At 71.2% G+C, this 26860-nt stretch carries 24 protein-coding genes and 3 tRNA genes; 14 read left to right on the top strand and 13 right to left on the bottom strand.

Annotated features, from left to right (window positions below):
- Positions 1–63 precede the first annotated feature (63 nt).
- Positions 64–762 (bottom strand): ElyC/SanA/YdcF family protein, encoded by a 699-nt coding sequence (locus M2163_RS18760; RefSeq protein ID WP_280851642.1) that lies wholly within the window; start codon positions 760–762, stop codon positions 64–66.
- Positions 763–973: 211 nt separating this feature from the next.
- Here M2163_RS18760 and M2163_RS18755 point away from each other — a divergent pair, with 211 nt between their 5' ends.
- The 5 genes from M2163_RS18755 (at position 974) to M2163_RS18735 (ending at position 7857) form a co-directional block, all read left to right on the top strand.
- Positions 974–1786, top strand: coding sequence for a sirohydrochlorin chelatase (locus M2163_RS18755; protein WP_280851643.1), 813 nt, complete (start codon positions 974–976; stop codon positions 1784–1786).
- A 56-nt stretch (positions 1787–1842) separates the two neighbouring features.
- Positions 1843–3129, top strand: a complete 1287-nt coding sequence (locus M2163_RS18750) for a deoxyguanosinetriphosphate triphosphohydrolase (RefSeq protein WP_280851644.1) — start codon at positions 1843–1845, stop codon at positions 3127–3129.
- Positions 3130–3263: 134 nt separating this feature from the next.
- Complete coding sequence (locus M2163_RS18745) at positions 3264–4529, top strand: FAD-dependent oxidoreductase (RefSeq protein ID WP_280851645.1); 1266 nt, start codon at positions 3264–3266, stop codon at positions 4527–4529.
- A 29-nt stretch (positions 4530–4558) separates the two neighbouring features.
- Complete coding sequence (gene dnaG, locus M2163_RS18740; RefSeq protein ID WP_280851646.1) at positions 4559–6466, top strand: DNA primase; 1908 nt, start codon at positions 4559–4561, stop codon at positions 6464–6466.
- Between the two features lie 101 nt (positions 6467–6567).
- Positions 6568–7857, top strand: a complete 1290-nt coding sequence (locus M2163_RS18735; protein ID WP_280851647.1) for an RNA polymerase sigma factor — start codon at positions 6568–6570, stop codon at positions 7855–7857.
- Positions 7858–7933: 76 nt separating this feature from the next.
- Here M2163_RS18735 and M2163_RS18730 read toward each other — a convergent pair whose 3' ends face one another.
- The 4 genes from M2163_RS18730 to M2163_RS18715 all read right to left on the bottom strand — a co-directional run bounded on the left by M2163_RS18730 (position 7934) and on the right by M2163_RS18715 (position 13608).
- On the bottom strand, positions 7934–9862 hold the full coding sequence (locus M2163_RS18730; RefSeq protein ID WP_280894512.1) for an ABC transporter ATP-binding protein: 1929 nt from the start codon (positions 9860–9862) through the stop codon (positions 7934–7936).
- Positions 9862–11595: an ABC transporter ATP-binding protein gene (locus tag M2163_RS18725; protein ID WP_280894511.1), complete on the bottom strand. Its 1734-nt coding sequence runs from the start codon at positions 11593–11595 to the stop codon at positions 9862–9864. Before M2163_RS18725 ends, M2163_RS18730 begins: the two co-directional genes overlap by 1 nt.
- 165 nt (positions 11596–11760) lie before the next feature.
- Positions 11761–13197, bottom strand: a complete 1437-nt coding sequence (locus M2163_RS18720) for an FGGY family carbohydrate kinase (protein ID WP_280851651.1) — start codon at positions 13195–13197, stop codon at positions 11761–11763.
- Positions 13198–13302: 105 nt separating this feature from the next.
- Entirely contained in the window at positions 13303–13608 is a 306-nt protein-coding gene (locus M2163_RS18715) for a YtxH domain-containing protein (protein ID WP_280851652.1), read from the bottom strand.
- A 180-nt stretch (positions 13609–13788) separates the two neighbouring features.
- Between M2163_RS18715 and M2163_RS18710 the strand changes: the two genes are divergently transcribed.
- The 3 genes from M2163_RS18710 to M2163_RS18700 all read left to right on the top strand — a co-directional run bounded on the left by M2163_RS18710 (position 13789) and on the right by M2163_RS18700 (position 14182).
- Positions 13789–13861 (top strand) — tRNA-Asn (locus M2163_RS18710).
- A gap of 6 nt (positions 13862–13867) precedes the next feature.
- A tRNA-Asn gene (locus tag M2163_RS18705) sits at positions 13868–13940 on the top strand.
- Between the two features lie 168 nt (positions 13941–14108).
- Positions 14109–14182 (top strand) — tRNA-Ile (locus M2163_RS18700).
- Between the two features lie 206 nt (positions 14183–14388).
- On the opposite strand, the gene M2163_RS18695 is transcribed toward M2163_RS18700, so the two are convergent.
- Together M2163_RS18695 and M2163_RS18690 are read right to left on the bottom strand one after the other, a co-directional pair.
- Entirely contained in the window at positions 14389–14802 is a 414-nt protein-coding gene (locus tag M2163_RS18695) for a PIN domain nuclease (protein WP_280894510.1), read from the bottom strand.
- Positions 14799–15056: a type II toxin-antitoxin system VapB family antitoxin gene (locus M2163_RS18690; RefSeq protein WP_280894509.1), complete on the bottom strand. Its 258-nt coding sequence runs from the start codon at positions 15054–15056 to the stop codon at positions 14799–14801. The genes M2163_RS18695 and M2163_RS18690 overlap by 4 nt, the downstream gene beginning before the upstream one ends.
- A 380-nt stretch (positions 15057–15436) precedes the next feature.
- Between M2163_RS18690 and M2163_RS18685 the strand changes: the two genes are divergently transcribed.
- A complete protein-coding gene (locus tag M2163_RS18685) occupies positions 15437–16738 on the top strand; it encodes a PP2C family protein-serine/threonine phosphatase (protein WP_280894508.1) in 1302 nt (433 codons plus the stop codon).
- Here the strand turns inward: M2163_RS18685 and M2163_RS18680 are convergent.
- Positions 16677–17045, bottom strand: coding sequence for an STAS domain-containing protein (locus M2163_RS18680; protein WP_280894507.1), 369 nt, complete (start codon positions 17043–17045; stop codon positions 16677–16679). The genes M2163_RS18685 and M2163_RS18680 overlap by 62 nt on opposite strands.
- 255 nt (positions 17046–17300) lie before the next feature.
- Here M2163_RS18680 and M2163_RS18675 point away from each other — a divergent pair, with 255 nt between their 5' ends.
- Positions 17301–19409 carry a molybdopterin cofactor-binding domain-containing protein gene (locus M2163_RS18675; protein WP_280897281.1) on the top strand — a complete coding sequence of 703 codons (2109 nt, stop codon included), beginning with the start codon at positions 17301–17303 and terminating at the stop codon, positions 19407–19409.
- A 22-nt stretch (positions 19410–19431) separates the two neighbouring features.
- On the top strand, positions 19432–19887 hold the full coding sequence (locus tag M2163_RS18670; RefSeq protein WP_280851658.1) for a (2Fe-2S)-binding protein: 456 nt from the start codon (positions 19432–19434) through the stop codon (positions 19885–19887).
- Between the two features lie 33 nt (positions 19888–19920).
- Here the strand turns inward: M2163_RS18670 and M2163_RS18665 are convergent, their stop codons facing one another.
- Together M2163_RS18665 and M2163_RS18660 are read right to left on the bottom strand one after the other, a co-directional pair.
- Positions 19921–20085, bottom strand: coding sequence for a hypothetical protein (locus tag M2163_RS18665; RefSeq protein ID WP_185806548.1), 165 nt, complete (start codon positions 20083–20085; stop codon positions 19921–19923).
- Positions 20086–20114: 29 nt separating this feature from the next.
- On the bottom strand, positions 20115–20471 hold the full coding sequence (locus M2163_RS18660) for a PRC-barrel domain-containing protein (RefSeq protein ID WP_280894506.1): 357 nt from the start codon (positions 20469–20471) through the stop codon (positions 20115–20117).
- A 182-nt stretch (positions 20472–20653) separates the two neighbouring features.
- Between M2163_RS18660 and M2163_RS18655 the strand changes: the two genes are divergently transcribed.
- Both M2163_RS18655 and M2163_RS18650 read left to right on the top strand, forming a co-directional pair.
- Entirely contained in the window at positions 20654–21214 is a 561-nt protein-coding gene (locus tag M2163_RS18655; RefSeq protein ID WP_280894505.1) for a SigE family RNA polymerase sigma factor, read from the top strand.
- On the top strand, positions 21211–21903 hold the full coding sequence (locus M2163_RS18650; protein WP_280894504.1) for a hypothetical protein: 693 nt from the start codon (positions 21211–21213) through the stop codon (positions 21901–21903). Before M2163_RS18655 ends, M2163_RS18650 begins: the two co-directional genes overlap by 4 nt.
- A 13-nt stretch (positions 21904–21916) precedes the next feature.
- Here M2163_RS18650 and M2163_RS18645 read toward each other — a convergent pair whose 3' ends face one another.
- From M2163_RS18645 to M2163_RS18635, 3 genes are all read right to left on the bottom strand, one after another.
- Positions 21917–23449 (bottom strand): APC family permease, encoded by a 1533-nt coding sequence (locus tag M2163_RS18645; RefSeq protein ID WP_280851662.1) that lies wholly within the window; start codon positions 23447–23449, stop codon positions 21917–21919.
- A 192-nt stretch (positions 23450–23641) separates the two neighbouring features.
- Positions 23642–24301, bottom strand: a complete 660-nt coding sequence (locus tag M2163_RS18640) for a hypothetical protein (RefSeq protein WP_280894503.1) — start codon at positions 24299–24301, stop codon at positions 23642–23644.
- 511 nt (positions 24302–24812) lie between these two features.
- Positions 24813–25484 (bottom strand): ANTAR domain-containing protein, encoded by a 672-nt coding sequence (locus M2163_RS18635; protein WP_280894502.1) that lies wholly within the window; start codon positions 25482–25484, stop codon positions 24813–24815.
- A 342-nt stretch (positions 25485–25826) separates the two neighbouring features.
- Here M2163_RS18635 and M2163_RS18630 point away from each other — a divergent pair, with 342 nt between their 5' ends.
- Positions 25827–26756, top strand: coding sequence for an anti-sigma factor RsbA family regulatory protein (locus M2163_RS18630; protein ID WP_280897280.1), 930 nt, complete (start codon positions 25827–25829; stop codon positions 26754–26756).
- The last annotated feature ends 104 nt before the right edge of the window (positions 26757–26860 follow it).

The following is a 26860-nucleotide window of genomic DNA, read 5'->3' as shown; positions in this document are numbered from 1 at the left end:
CACCGAGACGGCGACCTCCCCCGCGGCACCCCCGCAGCGGTGAGAAACACCGCTGCGGGCGCGTCACCCGCCCGCTCGGCGGGCCGAGGCCAGCGCGTCCGCCACGCCCGGCTCCCTCGGGCCCAGGAACCGGGGGTCGGGCCGGAACACCGCGTCCAGGGCCGCCTTCCCCGCCGCGAGGATCTCCCGGGTGCCGCCGTAGTACCAGGTGGCGTCGTGCTTGGCGTCGACGCCGATGCCGTACGACGTCACCCCGGCGGCCTGACACAGGGCGACCGCGCGCCGGATGTGGAACCCCTGACTGATCAGCACGGCCTCGTGCACCCCGAAGATCTTCCGGGCCCGGACGCAGGAGTCCCAGGTGTCGAAGCCGGCGTAGTCGCTGACGATCCGCGTGCCGGGGACGCCGTGCCGGGTCAGATAGGCGCGCATGGCGTCGGGCTCGTCGTAGTCCTCGCGGCTGTTGTCGCCGGTGACCAGGACGACCTCGATCCGGTTCTCCCGGTACAGCTTCGCCGCCGCGTCGAGCCGGTGGGCGAGATACGGGGACGGCTCGCCGTCCCACAGCCCGGCCCCGAAGACGACGGCCACCTGGGTGCGCGGCACGTCGGCCGTCGTCCGCAGCCGGTCGCCCGTCACCACGTACATCCAGGTCGACGGAAGCAGCGCCAGCACACACCCCGCCATCACCGCCTGCACCAGCCTGCGCCGCCCGGCACGCGTGCGTGGCAGGCGCGGTCTGCGTACCCTCGGCAGTCGCATCGGACGGTCCCTCCCGGCTCGCCTTCCGACCAGCGAAGACGCGCCCCCTGGTCGGCCGGTTCACCCGCCGGCGCGTGAGCAGACTCACTTCCCGGCGGGAAACCGCAGGTCAAGCCTCCTCACATCCCGTTGCCCGGCACGGTGAACCGCCGGAAAGGACGCGTTATTGCCGTGAAACGGGGAGGCAACCTCCAGCCGACACCATCGACCCATGAACCGGAGCAGCAGCCAGCCCAGCATCGTCCGTCTCGACGACCGGCGCCGCCCCGAGCCGCCCGCGCTCGTCCTGGTGGCCCACGGCAGCCGCGATCCGCGCACCCTCGCCACGGTCCACCAGCTCCTGGACCAGGTCCGCGCCCAGCGCCCCGACCTGCCGGTGCACCTGGGCCACATCGAGCTCAACGAACCGCTGCTGCCGGACACGCTGGCGTCCCTGGGCACGGCGGAGGCGGTCCTGGTCCCGCTGCTCCTCTCCCGCGGCTACCACGTCAAGCGCGACATCCCCGAGATGGCGGCGGCCTCCCCGGCACGCACGCGCGTGGCGGCTCCGCTGGGCCCGCATCCGCTGCTCGTGGACACCCTGCACGCCCGTCTGATGGAAGCGGGCTGGCACAGCGGGATGGACGAGGAGACCCGCCGCGAGAGCGCGGTCGTCCTGGCGGCGGCAGGTTCCCGGGACCCGGAGTCGGCCACGGACACCCGCCGCACGGCCCAGCTCCTGGCGGACCGCTTGGGCGTCCCGGTCATCCCGGCCTACGCCTCCGCGGCGACGCCGACGGTGGAAACAGCGATCAGGGCATTGACGGCGAGGGGCCGCCACAGGGTCGCGGTGGCGTCGTACTTCACAGCTCCGGGCCTCTTCGCGAGGCAGTGCGCGCAGAAGGCCCCGTGGATCGCGTCAGCGCCTTTGGGCACGCACCCCGCAATGACGGACCTGATCCTCCACCGCTACGACCAGGTGACTGACCTCCGGGGCGCGGGGAACTGCGCGCCCAGCCACAAAGTGCGCGCACTCGCCATATAACCGGAACCCGGCGGACGCACCGGCGAATTGTCAGTCGCTGCCCGTACTGTCAAGACATGCCGTACGACCCGCAGTCAACCGAACGCTGGGCCCCAGAACCCGACAAGCGCCCCGGCCGCACCGCCTTCCAGCGTGACCGCGCCCGCATCCTCCACTCCGCCGCGCTCAGAAGGCTCGCCGGCAAGACGCAGGTCGTCACACCGGGCACCAGGAACCAGATGTGGGACGCCAGCCCCCGCACCCGCCTCACCCACTCGCTGGAGTGCGCCCAGGTGGGCCGGGAGCTCGGCGCGGCCCTCGGCTGCGACCCCGACCTCGTGGAGGCCGCCTGTCTGGCCCACGACCTCGGCCACCCGCCGTTCGGCCACAACGGCGAACACGCCCTGAACGAATTCGCGGAGGACTGCGGCGGCTTCGAGGGCAACGCCCAGTCCCTGCGGCTGCTGACCCGCATCGAGCCCAAGCGGTTCACCGAGGAGGGCTCGGTGGGCCTCAACCTCACCCGGGCCACCCTGGACGCGGCCACCAAGTACCCCTGGCCCCGCGGAGCGCACCCCACCGACCCCAGCTCCCGGAAGTTCGGCGTCTACGAGGACGACCGCCCCGTCTTCGACTGGATCCGCAAGGACGCCCCCGACGCCCGCACCACCTTCGAGGCCCAGGTCATGGACTGGGCCGACGACGTGGCGTACTCGGTGCACGACGTCGAGGACGGACTGCACGCGGGCCACATCGACCCCAACTGCCTGCACGCCGAACCGGAGCGCCGGGCGGTCTTCGAGGTCGCCCTCGGCAGGTACGTCCCCGAGGACACCGACCCCGCCGAACTCGCCGCCGCCCTGGACCGCCTCCAGGACCAGGAGTGGTGGCCCCACGGCTACGACGGCTCGGCCGTGGCCCAGGCCCGCCTCAAGGACGCCACCAGCCAGCTCATCGGCCGCTTCTGCCTGTCCGCCGAGGCCGCCACCCGCGCGCGATGGGGGCACCGCCCAGGCCCTTCAGGCACTGGGGGAGGCACCGGGAGGCTCACGAGGTACGGCGCCGAACTCGTCGTACCGCGCGAGATCCGTCTGGAGTGCGCGGTGCTCAAGGCCGTCGCCGACCGGTACGTCATGCAGCGCGCCGAGCAGGAGCGGCTGCGTGCCGACCAGCGGATCGTCGTCGCCGAACTCGCCGAGGCGCTCACCGCCCGCGCCCCCGACGGCCTCGACCCGCAGTTCCGTGCGCTGTTCGACCGGGCGCCCGACGACCGTGCGCGCAAGCGGGTGATCGTGGACCAGATCGCGTCCCTGACCGACGCGTCCGCCCGTTCGCTTCACGCCCGTCTCATGGGGCACGTGTAGAAGACATATGCGGGAGTGACGGGAAAGGTGCCCGAATGTGACCCTCCGTGGCCTGATCGGGCCACTCCCTCTTCCCCCCTCACGCTCCGTGCGGGACGCTCCCATGTGGCGGCACCTTTACGAGGAGGCATCAAGTGGTCGACGCGGATCAGACATTTGTCATCGTGGGCGGAGGGCTCGCCGGCGCGAAGGCGGCCGAGACGCTCCGGACGGAGGGCTTCACCGGCCGCGTGATACTGATCTGCGACGAACGCGACCACCCCTACGAGCGTCCGCCGCTCTCCAAGGGCTACCTCCTCGGCAAGGAGGAGCGCGACAGCGTCTTCGTGCACGAACCCGCCTGGTACGCGCGCAACGACATCGAGCTGCACCTGGGCGAGACCGTGGACGCCATCGACCGCGCGGCCAAGACGGTCCGCTTCGGCGAGGACGGCACCGCCGTCCGCTACGACAAGCTGCTGCTGGCGACGGGCGCCGAGCCGCGCCGGCTGGACATCCCGGGGACCGATCTCGCGGGCGTCCACCATCTGCGCCGGCTCGCCCACGCCGAACGCCTCAAGGGCGTCCTCGCCGCCCTGGGCCGGGACAACGGCCACCTGGTGATCGCCGGCGCCGGCTGGATCGGCCTGGAGGTCGCGGCGGCGGCCCGCGAGTACGGCGCCGAGGTCACCGTCGTCGAGCCCCTGTCGACCCCGCTGCACTCCGTCCTCGGACCCGAGCTCGGCAACCTCTTCGCCGAACTGCACCGCGAGCGCGGCGTCCGCTTCCACTTCGGGGCGAGACTGACGGAGATCGTCGGCCAGGACGGCATGGTCCTCGCGGCCCGCACCGACGACGGCGAGGAGCACCCCGCGCACGACGTCCTCGCGGCGGTCGGCGCGGCCCCGCGCACCGCCCTCGCGGAGGCGGCCGGGCTGGAACTCGCGGACCGGGCGCACGGCGGCGGGATCGCCGTGGACGGACACCTGCGCACCTCCGACCCGGACATCTACGCGGCGGGCGACGTGGCCTCCTTCCACCACGCCCTCTTCGGAAACCGGCTGCGCGTCGAGCACTGGGCCAACGCGCTCAACGGCGGCCCGGCGGCGGCGCGCGCGATGCTGGGCCGCCAGGTGACGTACGACCGCGTGCCCTACTTCTTCTCCGACCAGTACGACCTCGGCATGGAGTACAGCGGCTGGGCGCCCCCCGGCTCCTACGACGAAGTGGTGATCCGGGGAGACGCGGGCAAGCGCGAGTTCATCGCCTTCTGGGTGAAGCAGGGCCGGGTGCTGGCCGGGATGAACGTCAACGTGTGGGACGTCACGGAGCCGATCCAGGCACTGATCCGGTCCGGGGCTCAGGTGGACACGGAGGCACTGGCGGACCCGCACGTTCCACTCGTCAGCCTCGTCCCGTAGGTGTCAGTACCTCCCCGTAGACTTCACGCGTGGCAGGACGGATCAACGACGAGGACGTGAAGGCGGTACGGGACGCGGTCCCGATCGACGCCGTGGTGTCCGAGTACCTCCAGCTGCGCAACGCGGGCGGTGGCAACCTCAAGGGCCTGTGCCCCTTCCACGACGAGAAGTCGCCGTCCTTCCAGGTCAGCCCGAGCAAGGGTCTCTTCCACTGCTTCGGCTGCCAGGAGGGCGGCGACACCATCACGTTCGTGATGAAGGTCGACCACCTCTCCTTCTCCGAGGCGGTCGAGCGCCTCGCCGGCCAGGCCGGCATCACCCTGCGCTACGAGGAGGGCGGCTACAACCCCTCCCACCAGCGCGGCGAGCGCATCCGCCTGGTCGAGGCCCACAAGATCGCCGCCGACTGGTACATGGAGCAGCTGGCCACCAGCCCGGAGGCCGACACCGGCCGCCAGTTCCTCGCCGAGCGCGGCTTCGACCAGGCCGCCGCCGCGCACTTCTCCGTCGGCTACAGCCCCCAGGGCTGGGACCACCTCACCCGCTTCCTGCGGGGCAAGGGCTTCAGCGACAAGGAGATCCTGCTCTCCGGTCTCGCCCAGGAGGGCCGCCGCGGCCCCATCGACCGCTTCCGCGGCCGCCTGATGTGGCCCATCCGCGACATCGGCGGAGACGTCGTCGGCTTCGGCGCGCGAAAGCTCTACGAGGCGGACAACGGCCCCAAGTACCTCAACACACCCGACACGGCGATCTACAAGAAGTCCCAGGTCCTCTACGGCATCGACCTCGCCAAGAAGGACATCGCCAAGGCGTCCCGCGCGGTCGTCGTCGAGGGCTACACCGACGTCATGGCCTGCCACCTCGCCGGCGTCACCACCGCCATCGCGACCTGCGGCACGGCTTTCGGCGGCGACCACATCAAGATCCTGCGCCGCCTGCTGATGGACAACGGCTCGGCCCGCGTGATCTTCACCTTCGACGGCGACGCGGCGGGCCAGAAGGCGGCCCTGCGCGCCTTCGAGGACGACCAGAAGTTCGCCGCCGAGACCTACATCGCGATCGCCCCCGACGGCATGGACCCCTGCGACCTGCGCCTCGCCAAGGGCGACGACGCGGTCGCCGACCTGGTCGAACCCCGCACCCCGCTCTTCGAGTTCGCGCTCCGCCAGATCGTCGTCCGCTACGACCTCGACACCCCCGCCGGCCGCGCCGCCGCCCTGGACGAGGCCGCCCCGATCGTCGCCCGCATCAAGAACAGCGGAGCCCAGCACGAGGTCGCCGTCCAGCTCGCCGGCATGCTCGGCATCCTCGACACCCAGTTCGTCGTCAAGCGGGTCGCCCAGCTGGCCCGGTGGGCCCGCGACCGCGGCGGCAAGGGCCCGGCCCCCGCCGGACGCGGCCCGCAGCAGCCGTCGTACGACGGAGCCCACCGCCCCGCCTTCTCCGGCCCCGCCCTCACCCTGCGCAACCCCGTCTACGCCACCGAGCGTGAGCTGCTCAAGCTCGCCCTCCAACGCCCCGACCTGGTCTCCCCGGCTTTCGACGCGTACGGCATCGACGAGTTCACCGCCCCGCCCTACGCCGCCGTGCGCCAGGCCATCATGGACGCGGGCGGCGCCGAGTACGGCGTGCAGGACTCCCAGGACTACCTCGTCCGGGTCCGCGAGGCCGCCCCCGACGACGCGGTCCGCGCGATGGTCACGGAGCTGGCCGTCGAGGCGATCATGCGGCGCACGGTCGACGAGGTGTACGCGGGCACAGTCCTGGTCCAGGTCCGTCGCCGTGCCGTCGAGCGCCGGATCCAGGAGATCCAGGGCACCCTCATCCGTCTGGGCACCGGCGGCGACCCGGCCCACCTGGCCGCCGTGCAGAACGAGATGTGGGTGCTCCAGCAGTACGACCAGGCACTGCGCGAGCACGGGGCCGCCGCCCTCTAGCCGCGCATACGGCGGAGTAACTGCGCGGTCACGGCCCGATTGCAAAAAGTCACCGCACGCCCCTCGTGGCGGCTGTGTGTCGTACTCCACACTGGGTTCCGGTGCCTGAGTCCTCGGAGCGCGGCCGATCCGTCCCCAGCGGGTCCCACACCCCCGCGATTCCGCTCAACGCGTACGGGACGGACAGCGGCGAGGCCGCCGACTCCGCTCCCGAAGTACCGCTGCCGCACTCCTTGGCAGCGATCATCCTGGAGGTCGCCCCCGTGCAGACCCAGACCCTCACACAGACCGAGAACAGTACGGACGACACGACAGAGCAGGACGCCGAGCCCGACGTTCTCGTCGCGGTGCCCCCGCAGAACCGTGTCGTGCACCACCCCGAGGCGGAGCCCGACGCCCCGCCCGCGGAAGCCCTCGAGAACGTGGAGACCGAGCCGGTCGAAGCGCCCGAGCCGCCCCGCGGCCGCGTCGACACCGGCGGCCCGTCCTCGGACCTGTTCCGCCAGTACCTGCGGGAGATCGGCCGCATCCCGCTGCTCACCGCGGCCGAGGAGGTCGAACTCGCCCGCCGGGTCGAGGCCGGCCTGTTCGCCGAGGAGAAACTGAGCAACACCCCCGACCTGGACAGCCAGTTGGCGCTCGACCTGGACCGCCTGGTCGTCCTGGGCCGGATGGCCAAGCGCCGCCTCATCGAGGCGAACCTGCGGCTCGTCGTGTCCGTCGCGAAACGCTACGTCGGCCGCGGCCTGACCATGCTGGACCTCGTCCAGGAAGGCAACCTGGGCCTCATCCGGGCGGTCGAGAAGTTCGACTACGCCCGCGGCTACAAGTTCTCCACCTACGCCACCTGGTGGATCCGCCAGGCCATGTCCCGGGCCCTCGCCGACCAGGCCCGCACGATCCGGGTCCCGGTCCACGTCGTCGAGCTGATCAACCGGGTCGTCCGCGTGCAGCGGCGCATGCTCCAGGAACGCGGGTACGAGCCGACGCCGGAGGAGGTGGCCGCGCATCTCGACCTCGCCCCGGAGCGGGTGAGTGAGGTGCTGCGCCTCGCCCAGGAGCCGGTGTCGTTGCACGCGCCGGTGGGCGAGGAGGACGACGTCGCCCTCGGTGACCTCATCGAGGACGGGGACGCGGCCTCGCCCGTTGAGTCGGCGGCGTTCCTGCTGCTCAGGGAGCACCTGGAGGCGGTGCTGTCCACCCTGGGGGAGCGGGAGAGGAAGGTCGTACAGCTTCGGTACGGGTTGGCTGATGGCCGTCCTCGTACCTTGGAGGAGATCGGGCGGATCTTCGGGGTGACCCGGGAGCGGATACGGCAGATCGAGTCCAAGACGCTGAACAAGCTGCGGGATCATGCTTTTGCGGATCAGCTGCGGGGCTATCTGGACTGATGCCGGGTGCGGGTGTGTGGGGGCTGGTCGCGCAGTTCCCCGCGCCCCTGAAGGTCGGACCAGCCCCCTCTGCCCATCAGTCGACCTCTGCCACCGCCTGTGCGAACTGCGCCTTGTACAGGCGGGCGTAGGCGCCGTCCGCCTCCAACAGGTCGGTGTGCGTGCCCTGTTCGACGATCGAGCCGTTCTCCATCACCAGGATGGTGTCGGCGTCGCGGATCGTCGACAGGCGGTGGGCGATCACGAACGACGTGCGGCCGTGGGCCAGTTTGGCCATCGCCTTCTGGATCAGGACCTCGGTGCGGGTGTCCACCGAACTCGTCGCCTCGTCCAGGACCAGGATCACCGGGTCCGACAGGAACGCCCGGGCGATGGTGATGAGCTGCTTCTCGCCCGCGCTCACCCCGCTGCCCTCGTCGTCGATGACGGTGTCGTAGCCCTCGGGGAGCGTGCGGATGAAACGGTCCGCGTGCGCCGCCCGCGCCGCCTCCTCGATCTCGCCCCGGGTGACCTCGCGCGCGGCGCCGTACGCGATGTTCTCCGCGATCGTGCCGCCGAACAGCCAGGTGTCCTGGAGGACCATGCCGATCGCGGCGCGCAGGTCGTCCCGGGACATCGTGGCGATGTCCACGCCGTCCAGGGTGATCCGGCCGCCCGAGACGTCGTAGAACCGCATCAGCAGGTTGACCAGGGTCGTCTTGCCGGCGCCGGTCGGGCCGACGATCGCGACCGTGTGCCCGGGTTCGACCTTCAGCGAGAGGTCGTCGATGAGCGGCTTCTCGGGGTCGTAGCGGAAGGAGACGTGCTCCAGGGCGACCCGCCCGCGCAGTTCCTCCGGCTTCGCGCTCGGGACCGGGTCGGCCTCCTGCTCCTCTGCGTCCAGGAGCTCGAAGATCCGTTCCGCGGAGGCCACGCCCGACTGCACCAGGTTCGCCATCGACGCGACCTGCGTCAGCGGCATCGAGAACTGCCGGGAGTACTGGATGAAGGCCTGCACGTCACCGATGGACAGGGCACCGGAGGCGACCCGCAGACCGCCGACGACCGCCACCAGGACGTAGTTGAGGTTCGACACGAACATCATCAGCGGCTGCATGACCCCGCTGTTGAACTGCGCCTTGAACCCGGCCTCGTACAGCGCCTCGTTCTGCTCGGCGAACTGCGCGGCCGACTCGTCCTGACGGCCGAACACCTTCACCAGGGTGTGCCCGGTGTACATCTCCTCGATGTGGGCGTTGAGCTTGCCGGTGGAGCGCCACTGCTGCACGAAGTGCGGCTGCGAGCGCTTGCCCACGCGCGTGGCGACGACGAACGACAGCGGCACGGTGACCAGCGCGACCAGGGCCAGCAGCCAGGACACCCAGAACATCATCGCGAGCACCCCGATGATGGTGAGCAGCGAGTTGATGAGCTGGCCCATCGACTGCTGGAGGGTCTGGCCGATGTTGTCGATGTCGTTCGTGGCCCGGGACAGGACCTCGCCGCGCTGGCGCTTGTCGAAGTACGACAGCGGCAGCCGCGACATCTTCGTCTGCACGTCCTCGCGCATCCGGAACATCGTCCGGTTGACGGTCCGGTTGACCAGCCGGGTCGCCACCGCCATCAGCAGTCCGGCGATCAGGAACACCCCGACCGCGAACAGCAGGACATGTCCCACGGCGGTGAAGTCGATGCCCTCGCCGGGCGTGAAGTCGGTGCTGCGGAGCATGTCGGCGACCTGACCGTCGCCGCGCTCCCGCATCCGCGCGAGGACCTCCTCCTTGCTCGCCCCGGCCGGCATCTGCCGTCCGACGATGCCCGCGAAGACCAGGTCGGTGGCCTGGCCGAGGATCTTCGGTCCGACCACGTTCAGGCCGACGCTCACCACCACGCAGGCCAGCATCGCGTAGAGGGTGAACCGCTCCGGCTTGAACTGGGCGAGCAGCCGCCTGCCGGACACCTTGAAGTCCAGCGAGCGGGTCTCGGGACCGCCGCCTGCCATCATGCGCCCCATGGGCCCGGCCATCAGGCAGCCTCCGCTTCCGTGAGCTGGGAGAGCACGATCTCCCGGTAGGTCTCGTTGTCCGCCATCAGCTCGCGGTGGGTGCCGGTGCCGACGACCCGGCCCTCGTCGAGGACGACGATCCGGTCGGCCTCGCGGATGGTGGCCACCCGCTGGGCGACGATCACGACGGTCGCCTCCGAGGTCTCCTCGGCGAGCGCCGCCCTGAGGGCCGCGTCGGTCGCGTAGTCGAGGGCGGAGAAGGAGTCGTCGAAGAGGTAGATCTCCGGCCGCTGCACGAGCGTGCGCGCGATCGCGAGCCGCTGCCGCTGACCGCCGGAGACGTTGGTGCCGCCCTGGGCGACGGGGGAGTCGAGGCCGTTCTCCAGCTTGGATACGAAGTCCTTGGCCTGCGCCACCTCCAGCGCGTGCCACAGCTCCTCGTCCGTGGCGTCCGGATTGCCGTAGCGGAGATTGGTGGCGACCGTGCCCGCGAAGAGGTACGGCTTCTGCGGGACGAGCCCGACGGTCTTCGCGAGCAGCTTCGGCTCGATGGTCGACACCTCGGTGCCGTCGACGAGCACCTCGCCGTCGGTCGCGTCGAAGAGCCGGGGGACCAGTCCGAGCAGCGTGGACTTGCCACTGCCGGTCGAGCCGATCACGGCGGTCACCTCACCGGGCCGGGCCACCAGGTCGATCGCCTTGAGCACCGGCTCCTCGGCGCCGGGGTAGCGGAAGCCCGCCCCCCGGATCTCCAGGTGCCCGTGCCGGCGCAGCTCGCGGACGGGGGCGGAGGGAGGCACCACGCTGGAGGAGGTGTCGAGGACCTCCTGGACACGCTCGGCGCACACCTCGGCGCGCGGCACCATCATGAACATGAAGGTGGCCATCATCACGGACATGACGATCTGCATCAGATAGGCGAGGAACGCGGTCAGATCGCCGATCTGCATCCCCCCGCTGTCGATGCGATGGGCGCCGAACCACACCACGGCGATCGAGGACAGGTTCACCGTCGTCATGACCACGGGGAACATCAGCGCGAGCAGGTTGCCGGTCCTCAGGGACATCTCCGTCAGGTCGGTGTTCGCCTTGCGGAAACGCTCCTCCTCGTACTGGTCCCGGACGAACGCCCGGATGACCCGGTTGCCGGTGATCTGCTCGCGCAACACCCGGTTCACCGTGTCGAGGCGGACCTGCATGGACCGGAACAGCGGCCGCAGCCGCCGCACGATCAACGTCACGCAGATGCCCAGCGTCGGCACCACGGCCACCAGCACCCCGGACAGCGGCACGTCGAGGCCGAGCGCCAGCACGATGCCGCCCACGCACATGATGGGCGCCGACACCATCAGGGTGAACGTCATCAGGGCCAGCATCTGGACCTGCTGCACGTCATTGGTCGTGCGGGTGATCAGCGAGGGCGCGCCGAACTGGCCCACCTCGCGTGCCGAGAACGACTGCACCCGGTCGAAGACCGCCGCCCGCACGTCCCGGCCGAGCGCGGCGGCGGTCCGGGCGCCGTAGTACACCGCCCCGATGTTGCACACCACCTGCGCCAGCGAGATGCCGATCATCAGGGCGCCGTAGCTGAGGATGTAGCCGGTGTCGCCGTTCACGACGCCTTCGTCGATGATGTCCGCGTTCAGCGTGGGCAGGTAGAGGGTGGCGCAGGTCTGCACGAACTGCAGCAGCACCAGAACGGTGATGGGTTTCCTGTAGGGCCTGAGATAGGTCCGCAGAAGTCGTATGAGCACGCTACGTCTCTCGGAGTCGGCGACGGGGCGGGTGGTTGCCCCTGGCCCCTATCGTCGGACACTCCACCCGTGTTACCTCAACCGATTAAGCCGACAGCAGTGCTCCGTACGGCCTGACGGGTCCCCGTGGCCGCCGACTCCTACCGGACCCTTACCTTCCGGGCTCTAGCGGAACGCCCCGGGGTAGGTCTGCTCCCGCACCGACACGAACTGCTGCCGCACCGCCTGCCCCACCGCCAGTTCCTCGCCCGGCTCCAGGACCTGCGCGGCCGGACCCTGCCACATCGGCGGGGTGCGCGGGTCGAGCGTGCCCTGCGACACCCCGAGCGCCCAGGCCGCCTGCCGGGCGGCACCGATCGCCGCGTAGTCCGCCGGCTGCGGCACGACGACCTGCGCGCCGAACAGCGCGGGCGCCGAGGCCTGTACGGCGGACAGCTCGGCGGCGGCCCCCAGCAGGAAGACCCGCCGCACCTCGACCCCCCGGCCGCGCAGCACGTCGAGCGCGTCGGCGAGCCCGCACAGCATGCCCTCGAACGCGGCCCGCGCCAGATGCTCCGGCTTCATCGACTCCCTCCGGAGCCCGGTCAGCGTCCCCGCGGTGTGCGGCAGGTTCGGCGTCCGCTCGCCTTCCAGATAGGGCAGCAGTACGAGGCCGTGGGCGCCCGGAGTCGACTTCATCGCCAGGTCGGACAGGCTCTCCAGGTCGCTCAGCCCGAGCATCTCGGCGGCCCCGCGCAGGGTCCGTACGGCGTTCAGGGTGGTGACGACGGGCAGGTGCATGCCGGTCGCGTCGGCCAGGGCGGTGATCATCCCGGTGTTGTCGACGAGCGCCTCGGGGTGCACGGCCATCACGGACCCGGACGCGCCCAGCGACACGACGGCGTCCCCGAGCCCGATGCCGAGCCCGAAGGCGGCGGCCATGGTCTCCCCGGTCCCGGCGGAGATCAGCAGGCCCTCCGGGGTCGTACCGGCTGCGTCCGCCGGGCCGATCACCTCGGGCAGCATCGCCTGGTGGCCGAGGGCCAGTTCCACGAGGTCGGAGCGGTAGGCGCCGGTGGCGGCGGACCAGTAGCCGGTCCCGGAGGCACCGCCGCGGTCGGTGGTCCTGCGCACCGGCCGGCCGAGCAGCTGCCACACCAGCCAGTCGTGCGCCTGGAGGAGCACGGCGGTGCGCAGGGCGGCGTCGGGCTCGGTCTTGTTCAGCCAGCGCAGCTTGGTGACGGGCTGCGCGGCCTGCGGGACACATCCCACCGCCTGCGCCCACGCCTCGCGTCCGCCGAGCGCGTCGACCAGGTCGGCCGCGGCGACCTGCGCGCGCTTGTCACCGCCGACCATGGCGGGGCGCACGGTGTTGCCCTGGGCGTCGAGCGGCACGACGGCGTTCTGCTGGGCCGACACACCGATGGCCTGCACGCCCTCCAGGAGACCGCCCCCGGCGGCCTCGCCGAGGGACAGGAGCCAGGCCTGGGGGTCCACGTCGGACGGACGCCCCTCGACCGGGTGCGGCGCGTACCCCTGTTTGAGCACGGCACCCGTGTCCGCGTCGCAGACGACGATGCGAGTGAAATCGGGTGAGCTGTCCAACCCGGCGACTATCCCCATGGCGGAAATTCTATGGGCGTAGCGTCGCGGCGGTGCGCGTGGAGCGCGGGCGTGGGACCGGCCTCACCGGTCCCACGCCCGCGGGTGCTCCGTGTCACCGCTGATTCATGGGGAGCTCGTGCCCCAGTCGTCCTGGGCCGTGCCGTTGGTGTTGCGGTCCCGCAGCGAGCGCACCCGCTGCGTCACGGACTCCGGCACCCGGTCGCCCACCTTGTCGCTGACCACGTGGTACGCCTTGCCGGCGAACTGGCGGCCCTGCTGGGCGGCCGTCTCCGCGGTGTTGCGGACGGCGGGGTTCTGGGCGACCTGACGGGCGGATTTCTTCAACTGTTCGTAGCGTTCGCGCCCGGCACGGGTGCCCAGCACGTAACCCAGAGTCAGTCCGACCACGAACGTGAGCTTGTAGCGCATGGCGGTCACCCTTCCTTGCGTAGGTATCCGGTGCGACGTCGGTGTCGGTACCGGCGTCGGTGTCGGCGCCGGAGGAACCGATTGGCGGAGCACCCCCCTGCTTGCGCTAATGTATGTGTCGCAGCGAGCGCCCGCCCCCTGGCGAATACCCAGGGAGGTACGTTCGATGCAACGAGGCGATCCTCCGTAGCTCAATTGGCAGAGCAGCCGGCTGTTAACCGGCAGGTTACTGGTTCGAGTCCAGTCGGGGGAGCTTCGATCTTCCGTAGCTCAATTGGCAGAGCAGCCGGCTGTTAACCGGCAGGTTACTGGTTCGAGTCCAGTCGGGAGAGCAGGAAGAGGAAGGGCCCCGATGGGGTCCTTTTTCATGTCCGAGGGAACTGCCCAGGTCACAGCGGAGTCCTCTTGGGCATGCGAAGTCGCCCCTGCGAAGCAGGAGATCGTATGAGCGGCTATGCTGCGGCAGACGGCGCGCACGCATGTACGCGACACGCCGCTATGGGGCGGTAGCTCAGCCGGTTAGAGCAGCGGACTCATAATCCGTCGGCCGTGGGTTCGAGTCCCACCCGCCCCACCTGTGCAGGTCTTTGACCTGCGGAAACGTCTCCTCTGAGGTGTCGGATCGTCAACTCGGGCTCATCGGACCGCATCCGCTGCTCGCGAGTTCGACGGCGGGCGGCGGTAGGCATGGCGCTGACCGGCGTGAATGCGCCGTGCCTTCGAGGCCACCTCAACACAGCGTGCACGGTGCGGGCCCAGTGCCATGTGGCTGGGGAGGCTCTACTGTCTGAGGTCGATCATGCGGACCGGCTGTCCCGTAGTGCGGGCGATGGTGTCGAAGTCGTGGTCGCAGTGGAGCAGTGTGAGCCCCGCTTCCTCGGCGGCGGCAGCCACCAGGAGGTCGACGGGGCCCGCGCTGCGGTGCTCGCCCTTGGCGGTCAGCTGTTCCTGGACGACGCGGGAGCGGCGGTAGACGCCCTCCGGCATCGGGCACCAGACGTAGTGGGCGTCGAGCGCCGCCTTCACACGCGTACGGTCTGCGGCCGAACGGGATGAGTACAGGACCTCGAGTTCGGTGATGTCGCAGATCGCGACGAGGCCGGCGCCGATCCTGTCATCCCAGTCGGCCGTGTTCTGGCGGAGCAGGACGCGGGCGAGCGCGGAGGTGTCGATGAGGTAATCGGCGACGGTCACTCATGCGCTCCGGCGTCGGAGGCGGCGTCGGCTGTGCTCGCGGGCCGGTACCTGCTCTTGTCCAGGAGAAGGTCCATGTCCAGCGCTCCGTCGGTCACCAGCTCGCGGGCTTCGTCGAGCGCGCGCAGACGCCTGTAACGGGCCGTGACTTCCCGCAGCGCGGTGTTGATGGTCTCGCGCTTGGTGGTGGTGCCGAGTTCCTTGGCCGCTTCTTCCAAGGCCTCGTCATCGAGGTCGATCACGGTACGGCTCATGGGTACCTCCTGGGTATATCAACTGGAGTATACCAAGATACAAGATCTTTTATGTATGGCCCTTTGGTGGAAGGCGGCAGAGGGGCTGGCCTGTCAAAAGCGGCCGAGGAAACCAGGACGAGGCTCATTCCAAGGACCTCGTCTCGGCGATCTACCGGAACGTCGAGGTGGAGGTGGGATCGGCGTCCGACTTCCTTGCGGTTGCCGGCTGATCGATGCCTGCGGGGCGCATCCAGACCGTCTCCTCGGCGGGGAGAGGGTCCGCCCAGCCGTCGTCGGTCAGCGCTTGCTGCCCCTAGGGGCACGTGCTGGGGGAGTCGTCACAGGGGCAATGCTTCCCGTGTCGCCGGGAAGAAGAGCTCGTAACCGAGGAGGCTGATGTGCTGCGTGATCGGATGGGTCTGGCGGATGTGCTGGCTGCTGCGGAGGATGCCGCACCGGTGGACTCGCTCGACGTCGTGGCGCGCAATCTGCGCGACCGGTTCGATGCGCGATACGTGTCCTTCCTCTTCGTCGACGTCGTCGGACGGCGCCTGCTGCGGGTCCACGACACGGCGGCCAAGCAGCAGGAGGGCCGTGCCGAGCGCGTGCCCCTGGCCGGAAGCGGCGTCTACGACGAGGTCCTGCGCACCCAGAAGGTGGCCCAGACGCCGCAGGGGGAGGACCAGGGGCAGCGGGTGCTCGCCCCGGTCACCAACCGCGGTGACACCATCGGTGTCCTGGAACTCTTCCTGGACCATGTCACCGATGACGTGCTGGAGCAGGTTCAGGAAGTCGCGCACGCGCTGGCGTACATCATCGTCACCGACCGCCGCTTCACCGACCTCTACCACTGGGGCAACCGCACCACCGCGGTCAGCCTGGCCGCCGAGGTCCAACGCCAGCTCCTGCCCTCGGCCCCCTCCTGCGAAGCTCCCGAGTTCACTCTCGCGGGCGCGCTGATCCCCGCCTCCGACATCGCCGGCGACACGTACGACTACAGCCTCGACCAAGAGGTGCTGCACCTGTCCGTCACCGACGCCATGGGCCACGACGTGAACGCCTCACTCATGGCCACTCTCCTGGTCAACGCCTCCCGCGGCGCCCGCCGCGCCGGCGTCGACCTCGCCGAGCAGGCCCGCCAGACCCACCAGGCCCTTCTCGAACACGGCCGGCGCACCTTCGCCACCGGCCAACTGCTGCGCATCGCCCTGGACGGAACCGGCGCGCAGCTCGTCAACGCCGGTCACCCCTGGCCGTTGCTGCTGCGCAGGAACACGGTCGAGGAAGTGCAGCTGGCCGTGAACCTGCCCTTCGGCGTCGTCGGGCAGGGCCCCTACCGGGTCCAGAACCTCGACCTGCGTCCCGGTGACCGTCTGGTCCTGTACACCGACGGCATGCAGGAACGTGAAGCCTCGGCAGTGGACCTGCCCGGCCTTCTCCGTGCCACCGCCGCCGAGCATCCGCGGGAGGTCGTGCGCACGCTGGTCGGCGCGGTCGCCGACGCCTACCACGGCTTGCCCCCGAAGGACGACGCCACCGTCCTGTGCCTGGACTGGTACGGCCCGCGGGGTGCGGACCCGCTCGATCCCCCGGCCAGGGGGAACCGGTACGAAGGCAACGGCGCACAGACGGCGACAGTCAGGTGTGCAGAGCCTGCTCCACGCTGGGGTGGCAGGAGATCACCTGGCCGATGCCGGTGATGTTCAGCAGACGTGCGACGGTCCGTTGGGCTCCGGCGATGCGCAGCCAGCCCTGGGCGTCGCTCGCCCGCTGATGGGCGGCGAGAAGGGCGTTGATCCCGCTGGAGTCCATGAACGTCACGTCACTGAGGTCCACCACGACCCGTGCGGGCGCCAACGCACCGTCTTCAGGAAACAGGGCTTCGTGGAGGGCGCCGTTGGTCGCGTGGTCGATCTCGCCGCGCACCGTGACGACATGGACGCCGTCCACGGAGCGCTGCTCGACGGACAGCCGCTCCGGGCCCTCCGCTTGCTCGATGTCGGTCACCGTCTCCTCGGCTGTCTGACTCCGTCCCCGGTTCAGGGGCCTGTGCGAATGCTTCTGCCCCACCGGACCGGCTGGATGCACCGGCGGCCGCGCCGAACAAGTTGTGTTTGCCATGTATCTCTCCGACGTTCCCGGTGCGCACCGGCTCCCTCACTCAGACAACCCCGAAGAGCGCTGACCCCTCCTACCAGTCGAACCGCCGGGGTACTCGGAGAGGAGCGTTCGTTGGCCCGTCAGTGGTCCCGCAGGAAGTTCGTGGTCTACTCGCTCGCGGCGTCCACCCTGACCGTCGCCGCGCCGCTCGGCTGCGACGCGGCGCCGGCGGAAGGCGCCGAGCCCGGTGCGGCCGCGCCGCGCCGGCCCTCCGACGTCCTGGTGACCGGGGCCGACGAGGAGATGCTGGTCCTCGAAGTCACCGAGGCCAACAAGGTCGTCGTACGGCTGCCGCGGGTCGAGGTCGGTCAGGGCGTCACCACCGCGGTCGCCATGATGATCGCCGAGGAGCTGGACGCGCGGCTCGACGATGTCGACATCCCGCTCGCCGGCGCCCGCGCCAAGGGCAACCAGTTCACGGGCGGTTCCAGCTCGGTGAGTTCGCTGTACGGTCCGGCCCGTGAACTGGCCGCCCTGGCGCGCGCCAAGCTGGTGACCGCGGCGGCCAGGCGCTGGCGCCTTCCCGCGCGGTTCCTGTACACCCGGAACACGAGGGTGATCGCACCGGACGGCCGTTCGGCCACCTTCGGCTCACTGACCGCGAGCGCCGCCCGGATCACCCGGCCGGCCGTGTCCGCCAAACCCAAGCCCGCGTCCCGGCACCGGGTGATCGGGCGACCGACGACCCGGATCGACGCCCGCGACATCGTCACCGGCAAGGCCGAGTACGCCGGGGACCTGGCGGTGGCCGGAGCGAAGCCCACCGTCGTGGCCCGGTCGCCGACACTCGGCGGGAAGCTCGTCTCGGTCGACTCCCGGGCCGCCCGCGCGATGCCGGGCGTACACGCCGTCGTCCAGGTCGCCGGTGTCGTCGCCGTGGTGGCGGAGTCCTTCCACCACGCTTTCCAGGCGCGGGACGCCCTGCGGATCACCTGGGCGCCGGGTCCGCTCGCGTCGCTCTCCGATGCCGCGATCCGCTCGCGGCTGCGGGCCGCCGTCCCCCGGCTCGGCACTCCGCCGCAGGGATCGGCGCAGACGGAGGGCGAGTTCGAGTTCGCCTTCGTCAGTCACGCCCCCATGGAGGTGCTGACAGCGGTGGCGGACGTTCGTGCGGGCCACGCCGAGATCTGGTTCTCCTCCCAGACACCGATGGACGCACGGGAGAGCATCGCCTCGGCGGTCGGACTGCCCGCTTCGAAGGTGCAGGTTCACGTCGTACGAGGCGGCGGTTCCTTCGGCCGGCGACTGAACCACGACGCCGCGATCGAGGCGGCCCTCATCTCGAAGGCGGCCCGTCGGCCGGTCAAGCTGATGTGGAGCCGCGCCGACGACATCCGGCACGGGCGGATGCGCCCTGCCAGCCACCACCGGATCCGGGCCAGCCACAAGGGGGGCAGGGTGGTGGCGTTCACCCACGCGATGGCCTCGGTGAGCGAGTCGTACGAAGGACAGGGCCTGTCCGCTCAGGGGCGCGCCGGCAACGGGGTGAGGCCGGCTGCGGCAGCTGGTTCCGGCCCGCTGCCCAGCGACAGCGGCCTGTACAACTTCGGCCGCGTGTCCGGGAACACGGGATCCGTCGAACTGGCGATGCCCCTCGGCGCCTGGCGGTCCGTGGACTCGGGGACGATGCGGACCGCGGAGGAGATCGTCGTCGACGAAGTCGCGCGAAGCCTGGGAAAGGACCCGGTCGCCTTCCGGCGCGCCACTCTCCGGAACAAGGCCGTCAAGGCCGTGCTCGACAAGGTCGCGGACGCCGGTGACTGGGGGCGGACCCTGCCGGCGGGTCAGGCACAGGGTGTCGCCGTCCACGAGGAGTACGGCTCCTGCGTGGCCTGCCTGGTCGAGATCGACGCCACCGACCCGAAGGACCCTCGGGTGACCAAGGTCGTGATGGCGGCCGACGTCGGAACGGCCGTCAACCCGCGCGGCCTCGAGGCCCAGCTCATGGGCACCGCGATCGACGGCATCTCCACCGTCCTGCGGGCCGGTCTGCACATCGACCGGGGTGCCGTCCGCGAGAGCAGCTACGCCGACTTCCACTACGCCCGCCAGCGGCACGCCCCGTTGCGCTTCGAGGCGCACATCATGCCCTCCCGGCGGGAACCGGGCGGGGCGGGCGAACTCGGCGTCCCCGCGGCGGCCGGTGCCGTCGCCAACGCCTATGCCCGGGCGACCGGTTCAAGGCCCCGCCGCTTCCCGCTCAACTTCTGACCCGATCTCCGAGAAGGTGCCGATGCCGTCCTACTCCTTCGTCCTCAACGGGAAGCCGGTCACCGTCGAGGCCCCGTCCGACATGCCGGTGCTGTGGGTCCTGCGGGACATGCTGAACGTCACGGGACCCAAGTACGGCTGCGGAGTGGGCGTCTGCCGTGCCTGTACGAGTCATCTCGACGGCGAGGAGATCCAGCCGTGTGTCGTGCGGGTCGCGGACTGTGCGGACCGCGAACTCACCACGATCGAGGGCCTGGCCGACGGCGACAGGCTGCACCCCGTGCAGCAGGCATGGCTCGAACGTGATGTCGCGCAGTGCGGCTTCTGCCAGCCGGGCCAGATCATGGCGGCGGCGGCCCTGCTGAAGAGGACGCCCCACCCGACGGACGCCGACATCGACGCCATCGAGAACGTCTGCCGTTGCGGTACGTACTCCCGGATCCGCGAAGCGATCAAGAAGGCGGCGGCCGACGGCTGACCGCCGGCCAGGGAGGCCAGGGCGTCGGCATGCTCAGCGCAGGGGGCGGCGGTGGCGGCCCAGTTGCATGCCCAGGAACACCAGGGCCGCGACGAACACCACGACGCCGATGATCAGCAGGTAGAACAGCCCCTTGACGGCGACGCCGATGATGCCGAGCACGATCGCCGCGAGGACGAGGAGCAGGAAGAGTGTCATGACGTGAAGCACCTCCTCGGCGGGACGGGTCAGCGGCGGGCGAGCTGACGCTCACCGTTCGCACCGGGTTGGTAGGGCAGGCCGTAGTGCGCGAAGATCGCCGCCTCGTCCTCGGCGGGCAGTACGTCGTCCGTGCCGATCGACGGGCCCTTCTTCACCAGCGACCGGTCGTAGTTCACCTTGACGTAGCCCGGCCCCACGACCGCGCCGTCCAACGGGACGAAGACCAGCTGGCGGCGGGTGGGCAGCCCGACCTGGACCGTGCCCATGGCGGGCTCGTCGGTGCTGGTGCGCACATAGACGGACTCCAACGTGCCGATCTTGTGACCGCCCGCGTCGACGACGTCGTGAGTGCGCCACTCACGGATATCCGCACTCTGGATCATCCCTGGGTCCCTTCACGGCTCGGAGTACCGGGGGAAGGCACTACTTCGCGTTCCCGAATCGGCCCTGACGACACCTCTGCGCACGCGAGAGGGCTCCCGCGTCGTGGTCGGGAAAGTTCGGCCCGCGGGGCAGTCGAACCTCCTTCCGCACCCGTCTTTACAGGGGAACGAGGGAGGGCGCATTGAACGCCGACGAGGAACGCCAGTTCCGCGAGTTCGTGGCGGCGCGGTCGAGATCGCTGCTGCACACGGCCTACCTGCTGACCGGGGACTGGGAGCAGGGCCGGGACCTGCTCCAGACCGCGCTTGCCGCCACCGCCCGGCGCTGGTCGAGGCTGCGTGACCGCGAGCAACCGGAGATCTATGTCCGCCGGGCCCTCTACCACGCCCAGGTGGACCGCTTCCGGCTGCTGAGCTGGGGACGGGAGACGGTCACCGACACCCTGCCCGACCAGCCGTCCGCGCAGGCCGCCGACTGGGCCGACACCGTCGTGCAGCGGCAGGACATCATGGCCGCGCTGCGGCGGCTGCCCAAGCGCCAGCGCGCGGTGATCGTGCTGCGCTACTTCGAGGACCGGCCGGACGCGGAGATCGCGGCGATCCTCGGCGTCGCCCAGGGAACGGTCCGCAGCCAGACCCACAAGGCCCTCGCCTCCCTCCGCACGACCTTGGCCGAGGCGGGGCCGCCCACCGCCTCCTCCACCGCCTCCTCCACTGCCTCCGGAAGGGGCGCCGTCGCATGACCGACTCGACCGAACACCCGCTGCACGAGGCCCTGCACGCCCATGTCCGGGACAGCGGCGCAGACGCCGGTGCCCAGCTGGCGGGTCTGGCCGACGGAGCGCTGCGGATCGCCCGGCGGCGGCAGCGGCTGACCCGGGCCGGGGTCGGCGTCGTCGCCGCCGTCGCGGTCGCCACCACCTGGGCGGCCGTCGCGGACGGGGCGACCCCGCGCGCGCACGTGGTCCAGCCCGGGACGGGCGACGGCACCGGGAAAGCGGCGCTGATCTCCCTCCTGCCGGTCACGTCGTCCGACGAGGAGGCGTGCGCTCCCGGCAGCGGTGGCTACTCCGTGCCCGCGAGCGCGAGCCACCCGCAGTACTGCGTCCGGGCCGACCGGGCCGCGGGCATGACCGACGTGCGGGTCACCTCCGCCAAGGCCGCGATGAGCAACGGCACCTGGCACGTCGAGGTGAGCCTCGGCTCCACCGACCGGGAGCGGTTCGCCGCCCTCACCGGCTCCCTGGCATCGAAACCGCTGCCGCGCAACGAGGTGGCCGTCGTCATCGACGGCAAGCTCTGGGGCACCCCCTACGTGACCACCTCGATCACCGGCGGCCGTCTCCAGATCGCCGGGCCCTTCGACGGAGACCTCACCAGTGCCACCGCGCACGAACTGGCCCAGCGGCTGGATCCCGGATCCTGGTCGTAGCGGACCCGCCGGTTCACTCCGCCGTGTCGGCCGCCGCCCTGCGGGTCGGCGTGCCCAGGGCCCAGAACAGGACGCCGAGGAGCATGAAGCCGAGCAGGGGGAGTGCCTCGGTCAGGAGGTACTTCACCCGTTCGTCGTGATGCCAGCCGTCCGGCGCGTAGTCCTGGCCGAACCAGTGGTCGCCCAGGCCCGGGGCGACCAGCTGCACGCTCGCGAAGAGGACGAGCGCGGTGAGGACCACGCTGATGGCGAGGGGCGCGGGTGCCCTGTACGGGCGGGGCACGTCCGGGGCCTTGCGGCGCAGGACCGCGAGCGCCGGGAAGATGCCCAGATAGCTGACCAGGGTGGTCGAGACGGCGAGGCCCAGAACCGCGCCGAAGAGCTTCGCCGCGCTGCCGTCGGTGAGTTCGTGGGCCAGGACCAGCACGGCGGTGGAGACCAGGCCGCTGAGGACGTTGACGCGGACCGGGGTGCCGAAGCGGCTGGAGATGACGCCGAGGAAGCGGGGAGCCGCCCCGTCGTACCCGGAGACGGCGAGGGCCCGGTCGGAGCCCATCACCCAGGTCACGCCCGAGGACAGCACGGTGAGGATGAACAGGATCGCGGCCAGGTCCCCGAGCGCGCTCCCGGCGCCGCTGAGGGTGGCGGTGCCGTCGCCGGCCACATGGCCGCCGTAGACCGTGAAGACCTGGCGGATCGCGTCGAGGAAGCCGCCGAGGCCGGTGACGGCCTGCACGGGCAGGACGAGCAGGATGCCGAGGATCGGCAGGGCGTAGAGGAGTACGGCGAGGGCGGCGCTGCGGAAGACGGCGTACGGCACGTCCTTCTGGGCGTCGGTCATCTCGTCGCCCGCCGTGCTGGGCAGTTCGAAGCCGACGTAGTTGAACATCAGGACGGGCACGAGGCCCACGAAGCCCGCGTAGGTGGGGGAGAAGTCACCGAGGCCGAAACCGTGCAGGCCGTGCCGGGCGGCGTAGACCACGACGGTGACGGTGAACAGGCCGAGGAGGAGGAAGCGGCTCCACGCGCCGATGGTCGGGATCCACTTGCCGACGTCGAAGGAGAGGATCGCGGCGAGGACCCCGATCCAGACGAAGGCGAGGGTGAAGACGTAGAAGGCGGGGGTGCTCAGGTCCTTGCCGTCGTGGAAGAAGGTCGTGAAGGCGGTGACGGCGGAGACGGAGAGGGTGCCGCCGAGCCAGACCGGATTGGTGATCCAGTACAGGAAGTTGTTGACCGCGCCGGCCAGGCGGCCGAAGGCGCGGCTGGTCCATATGTAGGGGCCGCCCTCGTCGGGGAACGCGGCGCCGAGCTCGGCGGTCAGCAGGGCCGAGGGGACGAAGAACACGACGGCCAGCACGATGAGCCAGGTGAACGCCTCCGCGCCGGAGGAGGCCACCGTGCCGATGGTGTCCACGCCGACGATCGTGCACAGCAGGAAGAACAGGATGTCGAAGCGGCCAAAGTGCTTGCGCAGCTTCTGGCGCTCCGACCGGGCTGCCGGCGGCGCGTCGGCCGGCTCTGAGACGAGGGGGCCAGCGGTCACCGGGGGCTCCTGCGGATGAGCGGGGACAGGCGGAATTCGGCCAATGATCGGCGCCGCCGGACTGGCCCACAAGCGTTCATTGGGAACTTTTGACCGGGTGTTGCCGAAAGGGACAGACGGGAGAGGACAGACGGGAGAGGACAGACGGGAGCGGGACAGACGGGAGCGGGACGGCGGCCTCGCTCCGGAGCGCTACGCCCCGGAGAGCTCCGCGCGCAGGGTGTCGCGCAGTCGGCGCAGGTCGTCCGCGGGGCGGCCCAGGCCGTTGAGGCGCAGCCGGGCCGCCTCGGTGCGGTCGACGGGGTGGGTGGTGCAGGCCAGGTTCATCGAGGCGCGCAGCATCCACAGGTCGTAGGCGAGCAGCCGGGCCGCGCGTGCCTGTGCCGCCACCAGGTCCGGGTCCGTGGTCCACAGGTCCTGGAGCCGGGCGCGCAGCCGGTGCAGGGTGATGCTCTGGAGCCCGCAGTCCCGGGCCGCCCCGCGGGCCGGCGGGCCGGGTTCGCCGCACGCGGCCACCGCCTCGTCGGCCGGCCTCTGCGCGGCCACCGCCTCGTCCAGCACCGCGACGAGCGCCCGCAACTGGTGAGCCCGCGACGGGCAGGCGGGGGTGGGGGTGGGGCCGGGGCGCCGGCGGGGGCGCAGGAGGGGGCGCAGAAGCGGCCGCACGGCCGCGAGCCACCGCGACCCGCCAAGCCGTCGCAAGCCGCCGAGCCACCGCGACCCGCCGAGCCGTCGTGAGTCGCCGAGCCACCGCAAGCCGCCGAGCCACCGCGCGTCACCGAGCCGTCGTGAGCCGCCGAACTGCCGTGCGCCCCGGGGTGCGGGCGCGTCCGGGGCTGTGCCTGTGCGCATGGACCCTCCTGGCGTGCGTGTCGTCCGCGGCCTCCGGGCGCGGCGGGCCGCTGGGCCCCGCGACCGCCGCGGTTCCGGCGCCGACGGGTGCCGCGGGCGCAGGCCCGGCCGGATGCTCCGGGTCGGCCCCACGGGAGCGCGGAGGCCCCGGTTCCGGCTGCCGCGCTCCTCCAGTGTGCGCCTCGCGCGCCGGCGGGTGTTCCCTCGCGTCCTCTCGGACAAGGCTTGATCGGGCGTTCTCGGGGGTAGTTGTCCTCCCCCGGGAGTAGCGGGAGGCGGTGCGGTCGTCCGGGGGAGGCAGGGCAGGTGCCTTCGTGGGCACGATGTGCGGGCGGGACTCGGGGACGAGGCTGGTCCGTGTCGGGAACAGCAGCCAAGGCCCGAGGAGGGCGCCATGAACCGCCAGATCCGCGTTCGCGTCACCCGTCGGCCCTCGTCCTCCCGTGACACCCGGCAGCCCGAGATCGACCGCAGGACCCCCTCGGGACGACTGCTGCCGTACTGACGCCGGTCAGTTCAGACAGCGGTCGATCGCCGTCCGCAGCGCCCGGCGCAGCTCGGGCGACGGGGCCGGACCCTCGCTCCCGGCGCCGGCCGCGACCACCGCGGCGACCTCGCGCAGCTTGGTGTTGGACAGCTGGGAGGCCTCCCGCAGGACGTCCCACGCCTGGTCCGAGGAGCAGGCGTGGGCGGCCATCAGGACCCCGCGCGCCTGGTCGATGACCGGGCGGGTCAGGATCGCCTGCCGCAGCTGCTCGACCTCCGTGCGCAGCCGGTCCAGCTGCTGGGTGCGCTCCAGGACCAGCAGGGACGGCACGGCCTCCCGGCGCGTCCCGGGGCCGTGCAACGGGTCGTCGGGATCCAGACCGGCGGTCGCGAGGACCCGGCGCGGCTGCTCGCCCCAGCCGGTCGCCGACACCTGTACGCGACGGCCGCGGGCGTAGGTGTCGAGTACTTCCAGGAACTGCAGCCCCGTCGTGTCCATGAAGCCGACACCGGCCATGTCCAGGTGCACCCGACCGGTGCCCTCCGGCAGCCGGGCCAGGGTCCTGGCCAGGATCTCCGCACAGCCGTGGACCAGATCGCCGCGGGCGGCGAGCACGGCCCTGCCCCTCTCCACGTCGCTGTCGATGGTCAGGGTGTCGAGCCGCCCTGCGAGCGAAGAGTGTGTCGCTGAGCTCATGTCCGCCTCGCTGCTCCCCACAGTCGTCACGACGTTGAGTCACCGATCCCCGCCGGATCCGGCCCCGGCCCGGGGTGTGGTGGAGCGGCATCCGTCGGTGCTGGGATGCGCCTGCCCGGCCCTTCGGGGAGTACACCCGGACGGCCGGGGCGTGACGGGCGCACTCCGCGGGTAAACGCGGTCTCGTGCAGGTCTTGACAGGAGACGTTTCGGGAGGGGAGACGTATCGGAAGGGACAGGGTCGAGTCAGCAATGGGGAGTCGGTGTGAGGATCCGGTACCGGGCGCCACGGCGGCGCCGACCCGCGGTGTGCGGGGCCGCGGTGACCCCGCTGTGAACGCCGTGACGGAAGCCGCGGATCCGTTCGTGCATCCCGCGCTCTTCTACCGCGACGAACAGGAGTACCTGGCCGCGGTGGTGCCGTTCGTCAACGAGGCGCTCACCGCCGGGGAACCGGTGGCCGTGGCCGTGCCCACCGAGAACCTGCGGCTGCTGAAGGCGGAGGTCGGCGCCGAGAAGGCCGTACGGTTCCTCGACATGCGGGAGGCCGGGCGCAACCCCGGCCGGATCATCCCGGGAGTGCTGCGCGCCTTCGCCGACGCCCAGCCGGCCGGCACCCGGGTGCGGATCGTCGGCGAACCGGTCTGGGCCGGCCGCTCGGCCGCCGAGTACCCCGCGTGCGTCCAGCACGAGGCGCTGATCAACGCCGCCTTCCGGGGCCGCACGGTCACCATCCTGTGCCCCTACGACACCCGCCGCCTCGACCCGCAGGCCGTCGCCGACGCGTACGCCACCCACCCCGTGGTCGTCGACGCCGGCTCAGGGCGGCAGGAGACGAGCGGACATTACGACTTCGAGGGCGTGCACGCCCGCTACAACGCCCCGCTGCCCCCGGCCCCGGACGTGGCCGCGCACGCCTTCGTCGCCGACGTGCTCGGCGAGATCCGGCACTTCGCGTCCGACGCGGCCGAGCGGTTCGGGCTCGTACGGCCCCGGCTCGACGACCTGGCGCTGGCCGTCGCCGAACTGACCACCAACAGCGTGGTGCACGGCGGCGGTTCGGGCCTGCTGCGGGTGTGGGCCGAGGACGGGCACGTGGTGTGCGAGGTCCGCGACCAGGGGCGCCTCACCGACCTGCTGGCCGGCCGCCGGCCGCCCTCCCGGGACCGTCAGGGCGGCCGGGGCCTGCTCATGGTCAACCTCGTCGCCGACCTGGTGCGGACGCACACCGGGCCGGACGGCACGGCCGTCCGCTGCTGGTTCGCCCTCTGACCGGCCGCGTCCCGCACGCGTCCGACTGATGGCCGGCCGGCGGTGACGGCAGTCGGCCGTGATGGCCGAACTGCGCCGGTCCTCGCGGCCGTGGTCCCCCTTTG

Origin of the sequence: Streptomyces sp. SAI-135, from assembly GCF_029893805.1 — a bacterium.
Classification (GTDB): domain Bacteria; phylum Actinomycetota; class Actinomycetes; order Streptomycetales; family Streptomycetaceae; genus Streptomyces.
This window is presented reverse-complemented; position numbering and strand designations above follow the sequence as displayed.